The sequence below is a fragment of the Modestobacter sp. L9-4 genome (genome assembly GCF_019112525.1).
Lineage (GTDB): Bacteria > Actinomycetota > Actinomycetes > Mycobacteriales > Geodermatophilaceae > Modestobacter.
The window spans coordinates 2,596,126-2,613,015 of record NZ_CP077800.1; the positions used below are offsets into that span (position 1 = coordinate 2,596,126).

The following is a 16,890-nucleotide window of genomic DNA, read 5'->3' on the forward strand; positions in this document are numbered from 1 at the left end:
TCGTCTCGCCGGTATCGGCGGTGTGGTCTGCGCTCGGCCGCCGGGCCGGACGAAGATCATCTGCGACGCAGGCGCCGAGATCGGATGTCAGACTGCCTGCTGTGAGGGGCGAGCCGGTCAGCAGCGACCGGGGACCGGAGGTGCAGGTGTCGGCGACCCCCGAGCTGGGCCCGGCCGACGTCATCCCCAAGCCCCGTCGTCGCTTCTTCCCGCACATCCACCGGCTGCGCGGCATCGCGATCATCGGCGTGGTCTCGATCCACGTCATCTCCGTGCTGGGCCTGCCGCTGCCCGTCTGGGCCGAGGTGCCCTACGACGTGGTGTTCGGCGAGGGCAGCCCGATCTTCCTGATGATCAGCGGCTTCCTCTTCCGCGAGGGCCTAGCCAAGTACGCCTACCCGCGGTTCATCGACCGCAAGGTCAGGAACGTCCTGATCCCGTACCTGGTGGTCTCGATCCCGGCACTCGTGATCTACCTCGGCGGCTTCAAGACCAGCCACCCCTGGCTGTCCGAGGACTTCTTCGACCGCAACCCCGTCGTCCAGACGGTCGTGCTGCTGGTCACCGGCGCGCACCTGGGCCCGCTGTGGTTCATCCCGATGATCCTGCTCTTCTTCATCGTCTCGCCGGTCTTCGTCTACATGGACCGGCACCCGCGCACCTACCTGGTGCTGCCGCTGCTGTTCGTCGTCACGGTGCTGGTGCCGCGCCCGTACGAGAACAGCGACCCGATCCAGTCGTTCGTGCACTTCTTGTCGCTGTTCGTGCTCGGCATGTGGCTCGCCCGCAACCACGACCGGCTCATCGACTGGTACCAGCAGCGCCGCGCCACCGTGCTCGGTCTCGGGCTGGTCCTGGTCGTCGTGCTCGCCGTCATCGCCCTCGACGTCCCCTCCGTCGACAGCCTCATGCGCGGGGCCTTCGGCACGCTCCTGGTGTTCGTGCTCTACACCTGGCGCGACCTCGGCCGGCCCGGCATCTGGCTGGACAAGCTGGGCGAGGCGAGCTTCCCGGTCTTCTTCCTGCACGGGTACCCCGTGGCCGTGCTCCGGGCGCTGGTGCCCGAGGACGTGGCGATCGGGCCGTGGACCTGGCTGGCCCTGTGGCTGCCGCTCACCTTCGGCATCGCCGCCGGCACCGCCGCCTTCGCCTTCGCCGTCCGGCGACTGCTGGGCAAGCGCTCGCGCTACCTCGTCGGGCTCTGACCGGCGGCTGAACCGCTGGCAGCGGCGGGGACGAACACCCTCCGACACGACCCGCGGAGTGCCACGACGCACACCCGATCGGGTTACTCAGCGTGGCGTTCGTGACCTACCGTGATGCAGGACGAGGCCAGGTCACCGCCGTCCGAGCTCCACCGTCCACCTGTGCACCGCGGGTGTTGCACCGCACGCCCCCACCGATGTGCAGGAGGACCCGCATGAGCACGCGCCTGGCCGTAGAGCCCCGCGTCGCCGCGTCCCGTCCCGGACGCGAGGCCACCGTGGTCGGCGCCGTCGTCGGCGTGCTCTACCTGCTCACCCTGTCGGGCAACCACATCGAGGCCGAGGACGGGCTCCGCTACGTCAACGACGTGATCAGCGGCGACCCGGCGCGCATCTCCTTCCCGTACCACATCGCCTACGGCTGGGTCGCCCACACGGTGCTCTGGCTGCTGGGCCTCGTCGGCCTGGACGGCGACCCGCTCGTGGTCATGGAGGTGCTCAACAGCATCGCCGGCGCGGTGGGCGTCGCCCTGCTCTGGCTGCTCGTCCGCCGGGTGGTCCCCGGCCCCGGCAGCCGGCTGGCCGCCGCCGCGGCCTGCGGGCTGACCGCCTTCGCCTACGGCTACTGGTGGTACAGCGTCGAGGTCGAGGTCTACCTTCTCTCCACGCTCGTGCTCATCGCGTCGCTGATGCTCGCCCAGCGGGCCGCCCGCACCGGCACGGCCGGCGCCTTCGCCCTGCTCGGCGCCGCCCACGGGCTGGCGGTCCTCGGGCACATCACCAACGTGCTCGTGGCCTTCGTCGCCCTGGCCGCGCTGCTGGTCGTCCGCCGGCTGGTGCCCGGACGCGCCGTCGTCCGGGCCGCGCTGGCCTACGCCGCGGCCGCGCTCGCCGTCGTGGTGCCCGCCTACGCCTGGGCGATGCTCGGCGCCGGGCTCACCGGCCGGCAGGAGATCGTCGCCTGGTTCGACGACTACCCGTCGATGGGGGAGTGGGGCAACGCCACCGCCGAGTCGCTGCCCAAGGCCGCCTTCGGCGCCGGGCGCGCCCTGGTCGGCGGCCACTTCGGCTTCTCCTTCTCCGCCGTCCAGGACCTGCTGGTCAAGGCGCTGCCCGACTCCGACCTCCGCGAGGAGGTCTACCTCGTCCGCGGTCTGTCGCCGGTGGTCGCCGTCCTGCTCTCGCTGCTGGCGCTCGTCGCCTTCGCCGGGGTCGCGGTGCTCGCGCTCCGCTGGCTGCGCCGCCCCGACCTGCCGGCCGACGCCCGCCTGCTGGCCCGGCTCTGCCTGGCCTGGTTCGTGCCGTTCGCGCTGTTCTTCACCTGGTGGGAGCCGGAGAACTCCGAGTTCTGGATCGCGACCTGGGTCCCGGTCGCGATCCTGCTGGCCCTCCCGCTCGCCGCCGCGCGCACGGCCGCGCCGGCCACGGACGAGGGGACGGACGAGGGGACGACGCCGACGCGCCGAACCGGCCGGGTCACCCTCGCCGTCACGCTGACCGCGCTGTTCGCCACCAACCTGCTCGGCAGCGTGCTGCCCCAGCACGACGACGGCGACGACTACTGGCGCGCCCGCTACACCTGGTACGAGCAGAACGCCGGGCCCCAGGACCTGATCCTGGCCGGGGACTACATCGGGGCGAACTACCTCGACTACTACACCCCGGCCCAGGTGCTGCGCACCGGCGCGGTGTTCGACGGGGCCACCGACGAGCAGGCGGTGCTCCGCCAGCTCGACCAGCTGATCCGGGACTCCGGGGCCACCCGGGTGCTGATCAGCTCCACGGTGTTCGAGCTGCCACCGGGTGCACCACAGGGCTGCCGGCCCGGGGGCGCCGAGGTCTGCCCGGTGCCGGTGCTCATGCAGGACCTGCTGCGGTCGGACACCGAGGTGGTCACCACGGCCGACCTCGGCGAGGTCGTCCGGCAGCTGGTCGGCCCGACCGCCCCCTGAGCCCTCCCCACCGCGGACCGGACCACCCCGGGACGGGCCGCGGGAGGGGTGCCAGGACGCACGACGCAGGGGCACACCGTGCCCATGCACACACACCCGACCGGGTGAGCGCAGGCCTTTCGGACGCCTCTGCTCACCTACCATCCAACATGTCTCATGCGGGCTCAGCCCCGCTCACGAGCGAGGAGGACGCACACGCATGGACGTCAGGACGTTCGAGGACGAGGGCGTGACCGCGCCGGCCACCGGCCGCCGCAACCGCCCCACGGTGGCCGACCGGGCCGAGACGTGGCCGGGGCCGGCCGCTCCGCTGCCCTGGCTGGGCACGCTCGCCCTCACCGGTGCCGTGATCGGCGCCGTCCTGGGGTCCGTGCTGGGTGCTGGTGGTGACAAGTCCGTCGCCGTCTCCGCCTCCGTCGAGGTCGTGCCGGACGCGCAGGCCCTCAGCGGCCCGCTCACCACGGCCGCCCCGGGCACCGACAACGACGCGTTCGTCGCCCGCGAGCTCTCCTGGCTCACCTCCCAGGTCAACCGCCAGGACGACGCCACCGACTCCCCGGCCGTGCTCGCGGTCACCCGGGTCGGCACCTCCGACGTGCTGCAGCTGAGCGCCACCGCACCGGAGGAGGCCGACGCCACCGCCGCCGTGCAGACGCTGCTCGACAGCTACGTCACCCGCCGCCAGGACGACGCCCGCAACGCCGTCGAGGGCGAGCTCACCGCCGTGCAGCAGCGCATCGAGGACACCGGCGTGCCGGTGGTCGCCGCGAGCGCACAGTCCCAGGAGCTCACCCGCCTGCTCGGGCAGCAGAGCGACCTGCAGGTCGCCGCCGCCCGCGTGCCCGGCGTCGTGCCGGTGCTCCAGGCACCGGCCGTCGACGAGCCCACCGGCGGCTCGAGCACCCTGCTCTACGGCATCCTCGGTGCGGTCGTCGGCGCCGTCCTCGCGCTCGCCGCCGGTGCCATCTGGCGTGCCCTGTCCCCCCGCATGTTCGACTCCCGGCTGCTGCTGGCCGCCGGCGTCCGCGTGCTGCTGCCCCGGCTGCCCGCCGGCCGCATCCGCGCCCGCCGCGCCACGCTGCCCACCGGCCGCCCCTCCGACGACGCGCTGACCGCCGCCCGGCTGCTCCTGCCGCAGGTGGTCGACGTGAGCGCCGGCCCGCAGTCGCTGCTCGTCGTCGGCGCCGACGACCGCGCCGGTGCCCCCCAGGTCGCCGCCCAGCTCGCCTGGGCCCTCGCCGAGGACGGCGTCCCGGTCACGCTGGTCGCCTCCGCCACCGCCGGCATCCCCGAGGGGGAGGCCACCGTCAGCCCGGCCTTCGCCACCCTCGGCGTCCCGGCCGGCACCGACCCCGCCGAGCTCGTCGCGGCCGTGGGCCGGGAGCTCGGCCAGGGCCGGCACGTGCTGCTGCACGCCCCGACCTTCGGCGCCGGGCTCGCCTCCTCCGCGCTCGCCCTGCACCCCGGCGGCGTCCTCGTCGTCGTCGGTGAGGGCATCTCCACCCTGGAGCGGGCGCTGGGCGCCGTGCGCACCGTCGAGGCAGCGACCTCGACCCGGCTGGCCGGCGTAGCCGTCACCTCCACCGGCCGGGCCGGTGGCACGGGCAAGCCCGACGCCGCCCCGCAGCTCACCCCGGCCCAGGAGCGGTCGGCCAGCCGCCACGCCGCCGTCCACAGCGAGGTCTGATCTTGGGGGCCCACACGGCGGCGACGGACAAGGTGCAGCCGGAGGAGACCCAGGAGGTCCGGCGCAGCTTCGGCCTGCGGATGGTCGTCGCCGTGCTGGGCCTGGTGGCCACGCTGCTCACCTCGGTGCTCGCCGTCCGGGTGCTCGACGTCCGGTCGGCCGCCGCCTTCCTCGGCGTGCTCGCCGCGCTGATGCTCGGCCCGGCCATCGGCCGGCTCGGCCTGGGGCAGAACGCCATCCGCGCGGTCGCCGCCGCGACCTCGCCCGCCGAGGTCGCCACCCAGGTGGTCGCCCACCTGCGCGCGGTCACCATCCTGTCGGTGCTCACCTCGCCGCTGGTGGCCTGGCTGGCCACCGCCGTGGTCACCGAGCAGCGCGTCCTGGTGGTCGCCCTGGTCTCGGCGATGATCGTGCTGGAGACCATCCGGCTCACCGTCAGCGACGTCTACGCCGCCACCGGGCACATCCGCTGGTCGGTCGCCGGCACGCACCACAGCCGGTCGATCATCGCGCTGCTGGTGCTCGCCGTCGTCGTCCTCGTGCAGGACACCACCACGCTGGTCACCCTGCTCACCGTCTACGCGGCCGTCTCCCTCGGCCTGCTGCTGGTCGTCGCCGTGCGGCTGCCGGTGCGCGGGCAGGCCGCCCGCACCGGCCGCTGGTGGGTGCCGATGCTGGCCGCCGTCATCGCCGGCGCCCAGCTGTTCGCCGTCGAGCTCGGCGCCTTCCTGGTCGGCCGCGCCAACGTCTGGCTCGCCGGCTGGGCCTTCACCGACCAGGACGCGCTGCTCTACTCCACCGCCAGCGTGCTGGCGATGCAGGTGACCGTGCTCGAGGGCCTGGCCAACATCGCCCTCACCCCCGTCGCCGCCCGGCTGTGGGCCGAGGGGCGCCGCGACCGCGTGTTCGCCCTGCTGCGGGCCAGCGCCACCGTCAGCACCCTGGTCACCCTCGCGCTCGTCGCCGGGGTCTGGCTGCTCGCGCCGGAGGTGCTGTCGATCTACGGCGACGGCCTCGACGGCGCCGCCGTCTACCTCTCGGTGCTGGCCACCGGCGGCCTGGGCATGTCGGTGTTCGGCTCCTGCGCCGTGCTGCTCGTGGTCACCGGCAAGGGCCGCGCCGCCGCCGCCGCGGTGGGCGTCTCCGTGCTCATCGCCACCCCGGTCGCCGTCCTGGCCGCCCTGTTCGGCGGCCCGATGCAGCTGGCGCTGGCCGGCGCCGCGGGCACGATGCTGCTCTTCGCCTCCTACGCCGTGGCCTGCCACCTCGCGCTGGGCCGCGCCCCGCTGCCGACGCTGCGCATCAAGCAGAGCCTGCTGGTGCTGGCCGGCCGTGGCCCCGCCGAGGACGACGCCCCGGTCGAGGTGCCCGACGCCGCCCTCGCCGCGGCCGAGAGCCCCGGGGTCACCGCCGCCGGCACGATCGCCGGGGGTGCCGCCTGATGAGCAGCGGCATCAAGGCCCCCGAGATCACCTCCGTGACGCTGCGCCGCCCCACCCGGCAGGGCGCGTCCGGCGTCTGGTGGCTGTCGCCGATCGCGCTCATCGGCCTGGTGGCGCTGCCCACCACCTGGCTGGCGCTGGCCATCACCGACGACCGCTACCGCTTCCTGTGGGGCACCCCGAAGTCGGTCACCGCCGAGTGGACCGTGAAGTTCACCATCGGGCTGCTGCTCTTCATCGCCGGTGCGGCCGTGCCCCTCGCGATGTCCCGCACCCGGGCGCCGGCCGCCTGGCCGGGGCTCTCGCGGCCGGACCTGGCGCTGATGTCCCGCGCGGCCACCGTGCTGTTCTGGCTGACCGTCGTCGGGTACGTGGGCTACGCCGTCAACGCCGCCCGCGTCGGCCTGACGCTCAACGTCTTCTACACCGCGCTCACCACGCTGAACTTCTACGACGCCAACATCCGCGGCCGGCTGGGCACGGTGCCGGGCGTCACCACCTTCACGCAGTTCGGCGTCGCGTTCACGATCCTCGCCGGCCTCCTGCTCGCCGCCGGGGAGCCCCGCGCGAAGCACGTCCGCCGGCTGTCCATCGTGCTGTTCCTGGCGCTGCTGCGCGCGTTCTTCGTCTCCGAGCGGCTCGCGCTGCTGGAGCTGCTGGTGCCGCTGCTGGTCGTCGGGGTCTCGAGCATGAGCCGCGACTCCACCGGCGCCCGCCGCGCGTCGTTCCTGCCGGCGGTCATCCTGCCGCTGGTCGTCGCCTTCTTCGGGGCGTTCGAGTACTCGCGCAGCTGGGTGTTCTACAAGGCGCAGGGCGGCAACAGCTTCCCGGCCTTCATCATCGAGCGCTTCGCCGGCTACTACGTCACCGCCTACAACAACGGCGTCATCCGGCTGGAGCACCAGCCGAACGCCGCGCTGCCCTACGACCTCGTGCAGGCCTTCTGGACCGCGCCCGGCATCGGCAGCGCCAACCTGTTCCGCACGCTCACCGGGCTGGACCAGGACGTGTCCTACACCGACGCGCTCACCAACTTCGGCAACCCGGAGTTCAACAACCAGGGCGGCGTGGTCAGCCCGTTCGTCGACCTGGGCACCGCCGGCGCGCTGGTGTTCTTCCTGCTCCTCGGCCTGGCCTGCGGCCTGCTCTACCGGTCGCTGCAGCAGGGCCGCATCTGGGGCCTGGTGCTCTACCCGCTGATGGTGCTCACCCTGCTCGAGATGCCCCGCTACATCTACCTGCCCCAGGGCCGCGCCGCGCCGGGCGTGATCGCCCTGGTGGTGGTCGCCCTGCTGGTGCACCGAGGACGACGACGACGGCTGGGAGCCACCCTGTGACACCACTGCGCTACCTGCTGGTCGCCACCCACGTGCCGGCCTCCGGCGCCGGCGGCGGGATGGTGCGCTACACGATGGAGATGGCCCGCGGCCTCGCCGCCCGGGACGACGTCGAGCTGCACGTGCTCGCCGCGCCCGGCGCCGACCCGGCCTTCGCCGAGCTGGTCGAGCCCGGCCGGGTGCACACGCTGCCCGGCCGCGGCCCCGCCGCCTCCGCCGTCGAGTGGCTGGCCGGTGCCCGGGGCGACCGTGCCGGCATGGACGTCGTGCACGGCACCAAGCAGATCCTGCCCCGCGGGCTGCCCGGCACCGGCGTGCTCACCGTCCACGACATGCTCGCGCTGGACCGGCCCTGGGACTTCGGCACGGCCAAGCGCTGGCTGCTGCGCACGCCCTACCTGGCCTCGCTGCGCCAGGCCGACGTGCTGCTGTGCGTCAGCGAGGCCACCCGCGCCCGGCTGACCAGCTACCTGCCCTCGGTCGCCGAGCGCATCCAGGTCGTGCCGCACCCCGACGCCTCCCCGCTCACCGGCGCCCCGGCCCAGCCGGTGCCCGAGCTGGCCGGCCGCACCTTCGCCCTCGTCGTCGGCGACCCCTCGCCGCGCAAGAACGTCGGCCTGGTCGTCGACGCCTGGGAGCAGGTGCACGCCCAGGACCCCGACGCCGTGCTGGCCGTCGTGGGCCCCGACAGCTGGGGCCCCACCGACCGCGGCCAGGCCTTCGCCCGGCTGGTCGACGCCGGTGCCGTCGCCGCGCTCGGGCACGTGCCCGACCCGCAGCTGCGCTGGCTGTACGAGAACGCCCGCGTGGTGCTCTGCCCCAGCCTCGCCGAGGGCTTCGGCCTCCCGGCCGCCGAGGCGCTGGCGGTGGGCGCCACCGTGCTGACCTCGGAGGACCCGGCGCTGGCCGAGGCCTCCGCCGGGCGTGCCGAGCGGCTGCCCGCCCGCCGCCCCGAGGTGTGGGCCGAGGCCGTGCTGCGGCACCTCGGCGCCCCACCCGCGCCCCGCACCCCACCGGAGCCCCGCCGTACCTGGGCCGATGTCGTCGACGAGTCACTGGAGGCGGTGCGCGGTGCCAGGCGCTGAGGGAACGCAGGACGGTCGGCTGACCGACGTCCTGTCCACGCCGGTCTACGGCGAGACGCTGACCGTGCTGCACGTGGCACCGGCCGGCGGTGCCGACCAGGTGGCCGCGGTCGCGGCCACGCAGTCCGCGGCCGGCTGGTCGAGCACCGTGGTCGACGCCGCCGCGCTGGCCGCCTCCCCGCTCGAGGGCGTCGACGTCGTCGTGCTGTGGGGGCTGACCGCCGCCGAGAGCCGGGACGCCGTGGCCGGGCGGACGCCGACCGTCGTGGTGTTCGACGAGGACGACGTCCGCCGCGTGCTGCGCCGTCCCGACCGCTGGGTGCGCGAGTTCCGCCGCACCCCGCACACCAACCTGCTGCTGGTGCCGGCCGGGCTGGCCGAGCGGTACACCCGCACCGGCCCGCCCGTGCCGCTGGCGCACCGCCCGGCGGACCTGCCGGCCGCGGCAGCGGTGGAGCTGCTGTCGGGCTGGCTGGCCCGCGCCTACGCCTACGGGAGGCGCTGACTCACCAGCCGCGCTGGTCGGGCACCGGGACGCCGTCGCGCAGGGTGCTCAGCAGCCGGACGGCCGGGCGGGCGTTGGTCCAGGAGGTGCTCCGCGCGCCGTTGCGCACGTCGAGGCCCTGCAGGGTCACCCGCTGCACCCCGGCGCCCGTCTCGGCCAGCACGCCGGCGTCCCAGGGTGCGGTGCCCCGGGTGCCGGAGACGGCCAGGCCGCGCACCGTGATGTCGCTGGTCATCGTGCCGGCGTTGCCGCCGTAGACCAGCACCGCGCCGTGGTCCTTGGTGGTGTTGCGGTTCGCCCCGGTCACGGTGCCGCCGTCGACGAGCACGTTGCGCGAGGGGAAGGTCCAGTACGGGTCGCCCTCGCTGCCCAGGTAGATGCCGGCCGCGTCGGTGTCCCGCACGGTCACGTTCGTGTACGTGACGTCGTTGCCGCCGACCACCGAGATGCCGCGGCCCCAGGTCGTGCCGTTGACCGTGGGGGACTCGATGCGGATCCGCGCGCAGGGCACCCCGTCCTTCATGTAGGACACCACCGCGACGCCGTCGTCCCCGGTGTTCGTGGTGACCGGGGAGACCACCCGGCCGTCGTGCGAGCCGCCGGTGATGTGGATGCCGTCGGCCCGGCTGTCGGCCACGGTCACCCGGTCGAGCAGGAACTGCCCGGAGCCGTGCGTGACGGCCACGCCCGCGCCGCCGGTGCTCTTCACGCTGATGCCGCGCAGGGTGACCCGGTCGGCGGCGTGCACCCAGACCTTGGTGGTCTCCCACTCGTCCCAGCGCCGGGTGGTGTTGGGCGAGGTGAGCGTCAGGCCGGTCACCGTGACGTCGTCGGCGTCGATGCGCAGGGTCGACAGCCGCTCGTTGGTGGCCCGCAGCACGGCGCCGGTGCCGTCGATCAGCGTGCCGTTGCGGCGCACGAGCAGCACGTTGGAGTGCAGGTAGGTGGCGCCCGCACGGAAGGTCAACGTGGTGCCCGCCGGGACGGAGTCCAGCGCCCGCTGCAGTGCTGCGGTGTCGTCGGTGGTCGCGTTGCCCGTCGCGCCGAAGCTCTCCACGGGGACCCGCGCGCCGGCGGGGCTGACGACGGCGGCCGGGGCGACCACGGCCAGCGGGGCGGGGGCCACCGCGACCGTCGTGCCGGTGCCGGCCGGGGCGGCGGCCCGCGCCGTCGAGCCGGCCCGCGCGGCGGCGGTGGCGGAGGCCGTCGCCGGAGCGGCGGTGGTGCCGGTCGTCGTCCGAGCGGTCGTCACCGGGGCGGCCGGGGCCACCGCCGTGGGCGCGGCGGCCGGGACGGCGGAGGTCGGGGCGGGGGTGGGGGTCGCCACCGGGGTGCCGGCCGGGACGGGCACCGACGCGGTCGGCACCGGTGCCGTGGTCGGCGCACCGGCCAGCGGCACGAACGCCGTGGTGTCCTCGGCGACGGCCGCGGTGGGCTGCCCGGTGAACAGCGAGGCGGCGGTGACGCCGGCGACGCAGACCGCGACGGCGGCGCTGACCCCGGCGAGCCGGCGACGGGCGCGGCGGGGCTGCGGCTCGCTCGTGGCGACGTCGTCGGCGAAGAAGTCGCTGCGGACGTCGTCGCGCAGGGACGGCGAGGACGGGGTCATCGGGGCCTCCAGGAGGCTGTTCGCCGCACCGGGCACGGAGCAGGCGGGCAGGTCGGAGTGGTCGCGGTGCAGGGCACCGCGGACCGGCTGGCTCCGGGGACGCCCACGACGGTGTGCGTCATCCCCACGGGACCCACTATGTGGTCACCCGCGGCCGGATCCGGTGAACGGCGCGACAACGTCACCGCACACTGCACACTCGTCCCATGTGACACAGGGGTGTCACGGGGACGGTGGACGGTCCGGGTATCGGCAGCCACCGCGCCGACCGTGACCACCCGTGGCCGGACGCTGCCGAGGAGCGCACGACGCGGCGGAGAACGGACCGGACCGGCCGGTTCTCCCTCGTGCGAGGCAGATCATGGACCGATCACCGCCCCGACGTGGGAAGATCGTCATCCCAGGCCGGGCGCGGGTGAGCTCCTCACGACCCGTCGCGGCCCGGTGACCCACGACCGACCGTGCAGGCGGGCCAGATCCGGCGCCTCATCAGCGAGCGGAGACGACTCTGACAGCGGCAACCGGCCAGGCACCCGCGCACAGCCGCGGCCTGGACGTCCTGCGGGGCGTCGCGGCCCTGCTGGTCGTGTTCGGCCACGCGCGCGGCGACGTCTTCACCGTCCGTGGTCTGGACCCCGCCGGGTCGGGCCTGCTGCGGCTGCTCCTCCTGCCGGCGTCCTTCGCCCAGGAGGCCGTCGCGGTCTTCTTCGTGCTCAGCGGCTACCTCGTCGGCGGGCAGGTGCTGCGTCAGGCGCGGGCCGACCGCTTCGACTGGCGGGTGTACCTGGCCAAGAGGCTCTCCCGGCTGTGGACGGTCCTGCTGCCCGGCCTGGTGCTCACCGCTCTCGTCGACGCCGTCAGCCGGCAGATCGACGCCGGCCGGCTCGCCTCGCTGCAGGCCGTGCACGGCGACGGCGTCGGGCAGGGCCTGTGCAACGCCGCGTTCCTGATGCCCACGCGGTGCCTGGAGTTCGGGTCCAACGAGTCGCTGTGGTCGCTGGCCTACGAGTTCTGGTTCTACGTCCTGTTCGCCGGCCTGACCATCGGCTGGTACGCCGCCCGCCGCGGCCGCCGGCTGATCGCGCTGGTCAACCTCGCCGTCGCCGTCGGCTCGGTCGCCCTGTTCGGTGTCCAGCTGCTCGTGCTCTTCCCCGCCTGGCTGATCGGCGTGGTGGTCGCCGAGGTGCAGTCGCGGTCGCCGCGCCGCGACGCCCCGGTGGCACCCGTCTGGCGGCAGCGGGCCGGCTGGGCGGGCGCCCTCGCCCTGCTGGGTGCGGCGTTCCTCGCCTCGAACCTGCTGAAGCTGGGCGACGGCGTCCGCGAGCTGGTGATCGGTCTGGCCACGGTGCCGCTGGTGTGGCTCTGCCTGCGCACGTCCAGCGTCCCCGACCGCGGCTGGTTCCGTGCCGGTGAGTGGCTGGGCAGCTGGTCGTACTCGCTGTACGTGTTCCACCGGCCGCTGGTCGTGCTGGTGGTGGTGGCCTCCAGCGGGTGGTGGGGCGACGACCCGCGGGCGTCCACGCTGGCGCTCTACGTGATCGCCGCGGTGGTGGCCGTGGCCGTCTACCCGCTGTACCGGCTCACCGAGCACCACACCGACCGCATGCGGGCCCTCGCCCTGCGGCTCGTCGGGCGCGCCCCGGGTTCCGGGCCCCGGCACGCCGCCCCCCGGCACGCCGCGGGCGCACCGCCGGCGGGCAGCACGTCGGTCCGGGCGCCCTCCCCGGCCGACCCGGCCTGACCGGGCGGTCGGTCACCAGCCCGACTGGTCCGGCACCGCCGCGTCGTCGTCGGTCAGCCCGGACGTGCGCACCTGCGCGGGCTCGTTGGTCCAGAACGGCTCCTTCGCGCCGGCGCTGATCGCCAGGTCGCTGAGGTCGATCCGCTCCAGCTGCGCACCGGGGTCGGCCAGCACGCCGGCGTCCCAGGGCGAGCTGGTGCGGGTGCCGCTGATGGTCAGGCCGCGCACGGTGACGTCGCTGGTGGTCGTGCCGGAGCTGCCGGCGTAGACCAGCACGGCGCCGTGGTCCTTCTCGGCGTTGGTGTTCGCCCCGGTCACGGTGCCGCCGTCGACGAGCACGCCCACCGAGGCGTAGGTGAAGTACGGGTCGCCCTCGCTGCCCACGTAGACGCCCGCGGCGTCGGTGTCGTGCACGGCGACGTCCGTGTAGGTGATGTCGTTGCCGCCCACCACCGACACGCCCCGGCCCCACGTGGTGCCGTTCACGGTCGGGGACTCGACGGTCACCCGCTCGCACGGGCCGCCGTCCTTCATGTAGGACACCACCGCGACGCCGTCGTCGCCGGTGCCGGTCGTGACGGGGGAGACCACCCGGCCGTCGTGGGCCCGGCCGGTGATGTGGATGCCGTCGGCCCGGCTGTCGGTGACGGTGACGTGGTCGAGCAGGAAGCCGCCGGCGCCGTCGTTGATGCCGATGCCGGCCGCGGCGGAGCCGTTGACGTGCACGTCGCGCAGGACGGCGTCGTCGGCGGAGATCCACACCTTGGTCTGCTCGAAGCCGTCCCAGCGCTTGGTGGTGGTGGGCGTGGTGAGCGTCAGCCCGGTGACCGTGACGCCCGGGGCGGCCACGTGCAGGGCGGAGGCCTCCTCGCGGGTGGCCACCAGCGTGGCGCCGGTGCCCTCGATGGAGAGGTCGCGCGTGCCGACGGTGAGGATCGCCGAGTGCAGGTAGGTGCCCCCGTCGCGCAGCTGGAGGGTGCTGCCGGCCGGCAGGGTGTCCAGTGCCCGCTGCAGCCCGGCGGTGTCGTCGTGCACCCCGTCGCCCACGGCGCCGAACAGGGACGCCGGCACCTGCCACGCGGAGCCGCCGGCGACGGCGGCACCCACGGCGAGGGCGGCGCCGCCCACGGTCGGGGCGATCCAGCCGCGCCCCGACGGGGTGCCCGGGTCACCGGGCGCCCCGGCGACCTCCGCGCCGGCTGCCGGGCCGCTGACGGGGGAGACACCGGTGGCGCTGACGCCGGTGGCGGCCATCGCGGCCAGGGCCAGCGCGAGGGAGCCCAGGCGCAGCCGGGTGGCGGTCGAGGGGCTGGCCGGCCAGGTGAGGACGAGCGGGCCGGCGGCGGTCGATGAGGTCATCCGGCCTCCAGAAGGCTCAGCAGCTGTGTGGCAGTGGTCTCGTAGGACGTCGCCGCGGCGAACCGGGTGGAGGCAACGGTACGGCCGATCGCGGCCTCGTGGGCGGCGAGCGCGGGGTCGAGCAGCCGCGCGGTGAGCTCCCGGGCGAGCACCGGGACGTCGAAGGGGGCCACCGCGGTGCCCGAACCGCCCAGGTAGGTGCCGATGCCGGCCACGTCGAAGGCGACGACGCTGCGCTCGCTGGCCATCGCCTCCATGGCCACCAGCGGCAGCCCCGCCTCCCACCGGGACGGCACGGCGACGACGTCGGCGGCGGCGTACCACTCGGCGAGCCGCTCACCGGGCACGAAGGACACCGACCCGTCGGCCCGGGCGCGCAGCTCCGCCTCGTCCGGGCCGCCGCCGACCAGCACCAGCCGGGCGTCCGGCACCTCCCGGCGCACCGCCGGCCACGCCTCCAGCAGCAGGTCCTGCCCCTTCTGCCGCGCCAGCCGCCCGACGCAGACGACGGTCGGTGCCCCGTCGGCCTCCAGGCCGAGCGCCGCGCGGGTGGCCGCCCGGTCCCGCGGCGTCCAGGCCTGCGGGTCGACGCCGTTGGGGATGACCACGGCCCGGCCGGTGATGCCCGCGGCCGCACCGGTGGCCCGCTCGGCCTCGCTCACGTTGATCGTGAGGTCGGTCCAGCGCTGCGCCGTCCGCTCCCACAGCCGGGTGGCCGTCTGCACCGGACCGGTCACGGCCTCGAAGGACCACGCGTGCGGCTGGAACACCGTCGGCAGGCTGCCGCGCACCGCCAGCCGGCCGGCCAGCCCGGCCTTGGCGCTGTGCAGGTGCAGCACGTGCGGCTCGGCCGCAGCCACCAGGCGCCGCAGGGCGAGCGTCTCGCCGGGCACCGAGGGCCCGGGGGAGCGGGTCGCCCGCCACGGGAGCAGCTGCGCGCCGGCGTCCCGCACGGTGGCGGCCAGCCAGCCCTCGTCGGGGCAGGCGACCTGCACGTCCCAGCCCCGCGCGACCTGGTCGCGCACGAGGCCGCCGACGACCTTGGCCACCCCGGCCTCCACCGGTTGGCTCACGTGCAGTACCCGCGGTGCTCTCCGCTCTCCGTCCACGGCCCCAGCATGTACGCCGTTCGGGGGAACCTGGAATCGGTTCTGGTTCCGAGACCCCGGTGACTCATCTCACCGGTGCCCGACGTGTCGCTGCGACGCCTTGCTGAGGGGCTCCTGTGCTGCGCGAGCCGTGACGCTCCGTGTGCAGGCACACCCGAAGAGGTGTAGTGAACCTCGCGGAGGGTGAGCTCCGAAGACGGGGGGACAGCCGAGGGGCGTGCGATCGACCAGGCGCGGACAGCGGGTTCTCCGCTACGTTCGTGCAGGTCGGCCGAACAACGGCGTTCCCGGCGATGCAGGACCGCGGTCCCACCGCGGTCTCCGCCGAGTTCACCGGGGGCTTACACAGTGTCACTGCTCGACTCCGAACGTGAGGTCGTCACACGTCTGGCTGACGTGTCGACCCGACGTCGTTTCTGGTCCACCGCGCGGCTCCGTGGCGAGGGCACCGTCGCCCGCCGGGCCTGGCGCCGCACCTACGTGCGCCACATCGTGCTCGGCGACGCGCTCGTCGCCGTCGTCGCGGCCCTCATCGGCCGGCTGCTGCCCGACTACGGCCCGCTGGCCGTGAACGGCAGCCCGTGGCCGGTCGTCGTCATGCCGGTGGTCTGGATCGCCACCATGGCCGTCGCCCGCACCTACGAGCAGCGCTTCCTCTGGGTCGGCCCCGAGGAGTTCCGCCGGGTGTTCACCGCCTCGGTGCTGCTGCTCGCCGCGGTCGGCACCTTCTCCTGGGCCTTCAAGCTCGAGGTCGCCCGCAGCTTCGTCGTCGTCGCGCTGCCGCTGGCCGCCCTGCTGACCCTGGCCCAGCGCTACGCCCAGCGGGTGTGGCTGCACCGCCAGCGGGCGCACGGCCGCTTCCAGCAGACCGCGATCCTGGTCGGGCACCGCAACGGCACCGCCGAGCTGCACGCCCAGCTGGACCGCCAGGCCCGGCACGGCCTGCGCGTCATCGGCGTCTGCCTCCCGGCCCACGAGCCCGCCGGCACCGTCTTCGACGGCCTGCCCGTGCTCGGCGACTTCAGCGACATCGCCGAGGTCGTCCGCCGCTACGAGGTCGACACCGTCGCCGTGCTCCCCTCCCCGGAGCTCGACGGTGCCGCCCTCCGCCGCCTCGGCTGGGACCTGGAGACCACCGAGGCCGAGCTGCTGCTCGCCCCGGCCGTCACCGAGTTCGCCGGCCCCCGCGTCGCCATCCGCCCGGTCAACGGCCTGCCGCTGCTGCACTTGGAGCGCCCCGAGTTCCGCGGCCTGCGCCGCGTGACCAAGGACGTCTTCGACCGCACCACCGCGCTCCTCGCCGTGATCGTCCTGGCGCCGGTCCTGCTGGGCCTGGCCCTCGCGGTCAAGACCACCAGCCGTGGCCCGGTCTTCTTCATGCACGAGCGCATCGGCAAGGCCGGCGTCCCGTTCAAGGTCTTCAAGTTCCGCAGCATGAAGCCGGACTCGGACAAGCTCATCGCCGAGCTCATGGCCCAGAACGAGGGCAACGCCGTCCAGTTCAAGATGAAGCGCGACCCCCGGGTCACCCGCGTGGGCGCCGTGATGCGCCGCTTCTCCCTCGACGAGCTGCCCCAGCTGTTCAACGTCCTCAACGGCACGATGTCGCTCGTGGGCCCCCGCCCGCACGTCACCCGTGAGGTCGAGCAGTACGGCTTCGACATGCGCCGCCGCCTGCTCGTCAAGCCGGGCATCACCGGTCTGTGGCAGGTCAGCGGCCGGTCGAACCTCTCCTGGGACGACTCGGTGCGCATCGACGTCCGGTACGTGGAGAACTGGTCGCTCGCCTTCGACCTGATGATCCTGGGCAAGACGCTGGGCGCGGTCGTCCGCGGTTCCGGCGCCTACTGACCGGTCAG

The 16,890-nt window shown here is 74.6% G+C and carries 12 protein-coding genes; 9 read left to right on the forward strand and 3 right to left on the reverse strand.

Annotated features, from left to right (window positions below; all coding sequences use genetic code 11):
* Positions 1–101: 101 nt before the first annotated feature.
* The 7 genes from KUM42_RS12195 to KUM42_RS12225 all read left to right on the forward strand — a co-directional run bounded on the left by KUM42_RS12195 (position 102) and on the right by KUM42_RS12225 (position 9,213).
* Entirely contained in the window at positions 102–1,205 is a 1,104-nt protein-coding gene (locus KUM42_RS12195) for an acyltransferase (RefSeq protein ID WP_237492631.1), read from the forward strand.
* Between the two features lie 215 nt (positions 1,206–1,420).
* Positions 1,421–3,157, forward strand: a complete 1,737-nt coding sequence (locus tag KUM42_RS12200) for a glycosyltransferase family 39 protein (RefSeq protein WP_237492633.1) — start codon at positions 1,421–1,423, stop codon at positions 3,155–3,157.
* A gap of 199 nt (positions 3,158–3,356) precedes the next feature.
* Complete coding sequence (locus tag KUM42_RS12205; RefSeq protein WP_237492634.1) at positions 3,357–4,844, forward strand: hypothetical protein; 1,488 nt, start codon at positions 3,357–3,359, stop codon at positions 4,842–4,844.
* 2 nt (positions 4,845–4,846) lie between these two features.
* Positions 4,847–6,286: a lipopolysaccharide biosynthesis protein gene (locus tag KUM42_RS12210; protein WP_237492636.1), complete on the forward strand. Its 1,440-nt coding sequence runs from the start codon at positions 4,847–4,849 to the stop codon at positions 6,284–6,286.
* Positions 6,286–7,623, forward strand: a complete 1,338-nt coding sequence (locus KUM42_RS12215; RefSeq protein ID WP_237492638.1) for a hypothetical protein — start codon at positions 6,286–6,288, stop codon at positions 7,621–7,623. Before KUM42_RS12210 ends, KUM42_RS12215 begins: the two co-directional genes overlap by 1 nt.
* Positions 7,620–8,708, forward strand: coding sequence for a glycosyltransferase family 1 protein (locus tag KUM42_RS12220; RefSeq protein WP_237492640.1), 1,089 nt, complete (start codon positions 7,620–7,622; stop codon positions 8,706–8,708). Before KUM42_RS12215 ends, KUM42_RS12220 begins: the two co-directional genes overlap by 4 nt.
* Entirely contained in the window at positions 8,695–9,213 is a 519-nt protein-coding gene (locus tag KUM42_RS12225; protein ID WP_237492642.1) for a hypothetical protein, read from the forward strand. Before KUM42_RS12220 ends, KUM42_RS12225 begins: the two co-directional genes overlap by 14 nt.
* Position 9,214: 1 nt before the next feature.
* On the opposite strand, the gene KUM42_RS12230 is transcribed toward KUM42_RS12225, so the two are convergent.
* On the reverse strand, positions 9,215–10,822 hold the full coding sequence (locus tag KUM42_RS12230) for a glycosyl hydrolase family 28-related protein (protein ID WP_237492643.1): 1,608 nt from the start codon (positions 10,820–10,822) through the stop codon (positions 9,215–9,217).
* 559 nt (positions 10,823–11,381) lie between these two features.
* Between KUM42_RS12230 and KUM42_RS12235 the strand changes: the two genes are divergently transcribed.
* A complete protein-coding gene (locus KUM42_RS12235; protein WP_304610770.1) occupies positions 11,382–12,563 on the forward strand; it encodes an acyltransferase in 1,182 nt (393 codons plus the stop codon).
* Between the two features lie 12 nt (positions 12,564–12,575).
* Here the strand turns inward: KUM42_RS12235 and KUM42_RS12240 are convergent, their stop codons facing one another.
* Both KUM42_RS12240 and KUM42_RS12245 read right to left on the reverse strand, forming a co-directional pair.
* Positions 12,576–13,922 (reverse strand): right-handed parallel beta-helix repeat-containing protein, encoded by a 1,347-nt coding sequence (locus KUM42_RS12240; protein WP_237492646.1) that lies wholly within the window; start codon positions 13,920–13,922, stop codon positions 12,576–12,578.
* Complete coding sequence (locus KUM42_RS12245) at positions 13,919–14,995, reverse strand: glycosyltransferase (protein ID WP_237492647.1); 1,077 nt, start codon at positions 14,993–14,995, stop codon at positions 13,919–13,921. Before KUM42_RS12245 ends, KUM42_RS12240 begins: the two co-directional genes overlap by 4 nt.
* Positions 14,996–15,427: 432 nt before the next feature.
* Between KUM42_RS12245 and KUM42_RS12250 the strand changes: the two genes are divergently transcribed.
* A complete protein-coding gene (locus KUM42_RS12250) occupies positions 15,428–16,882 on the forward strand; it encodes a sugar transferase (protein ID WP_237492648.1) in 1,455 nt (484 codons plus the stop codon).
* The last annotated feature ends 8 nt before the right edge of the window (positions 16,883–16,890 follow it).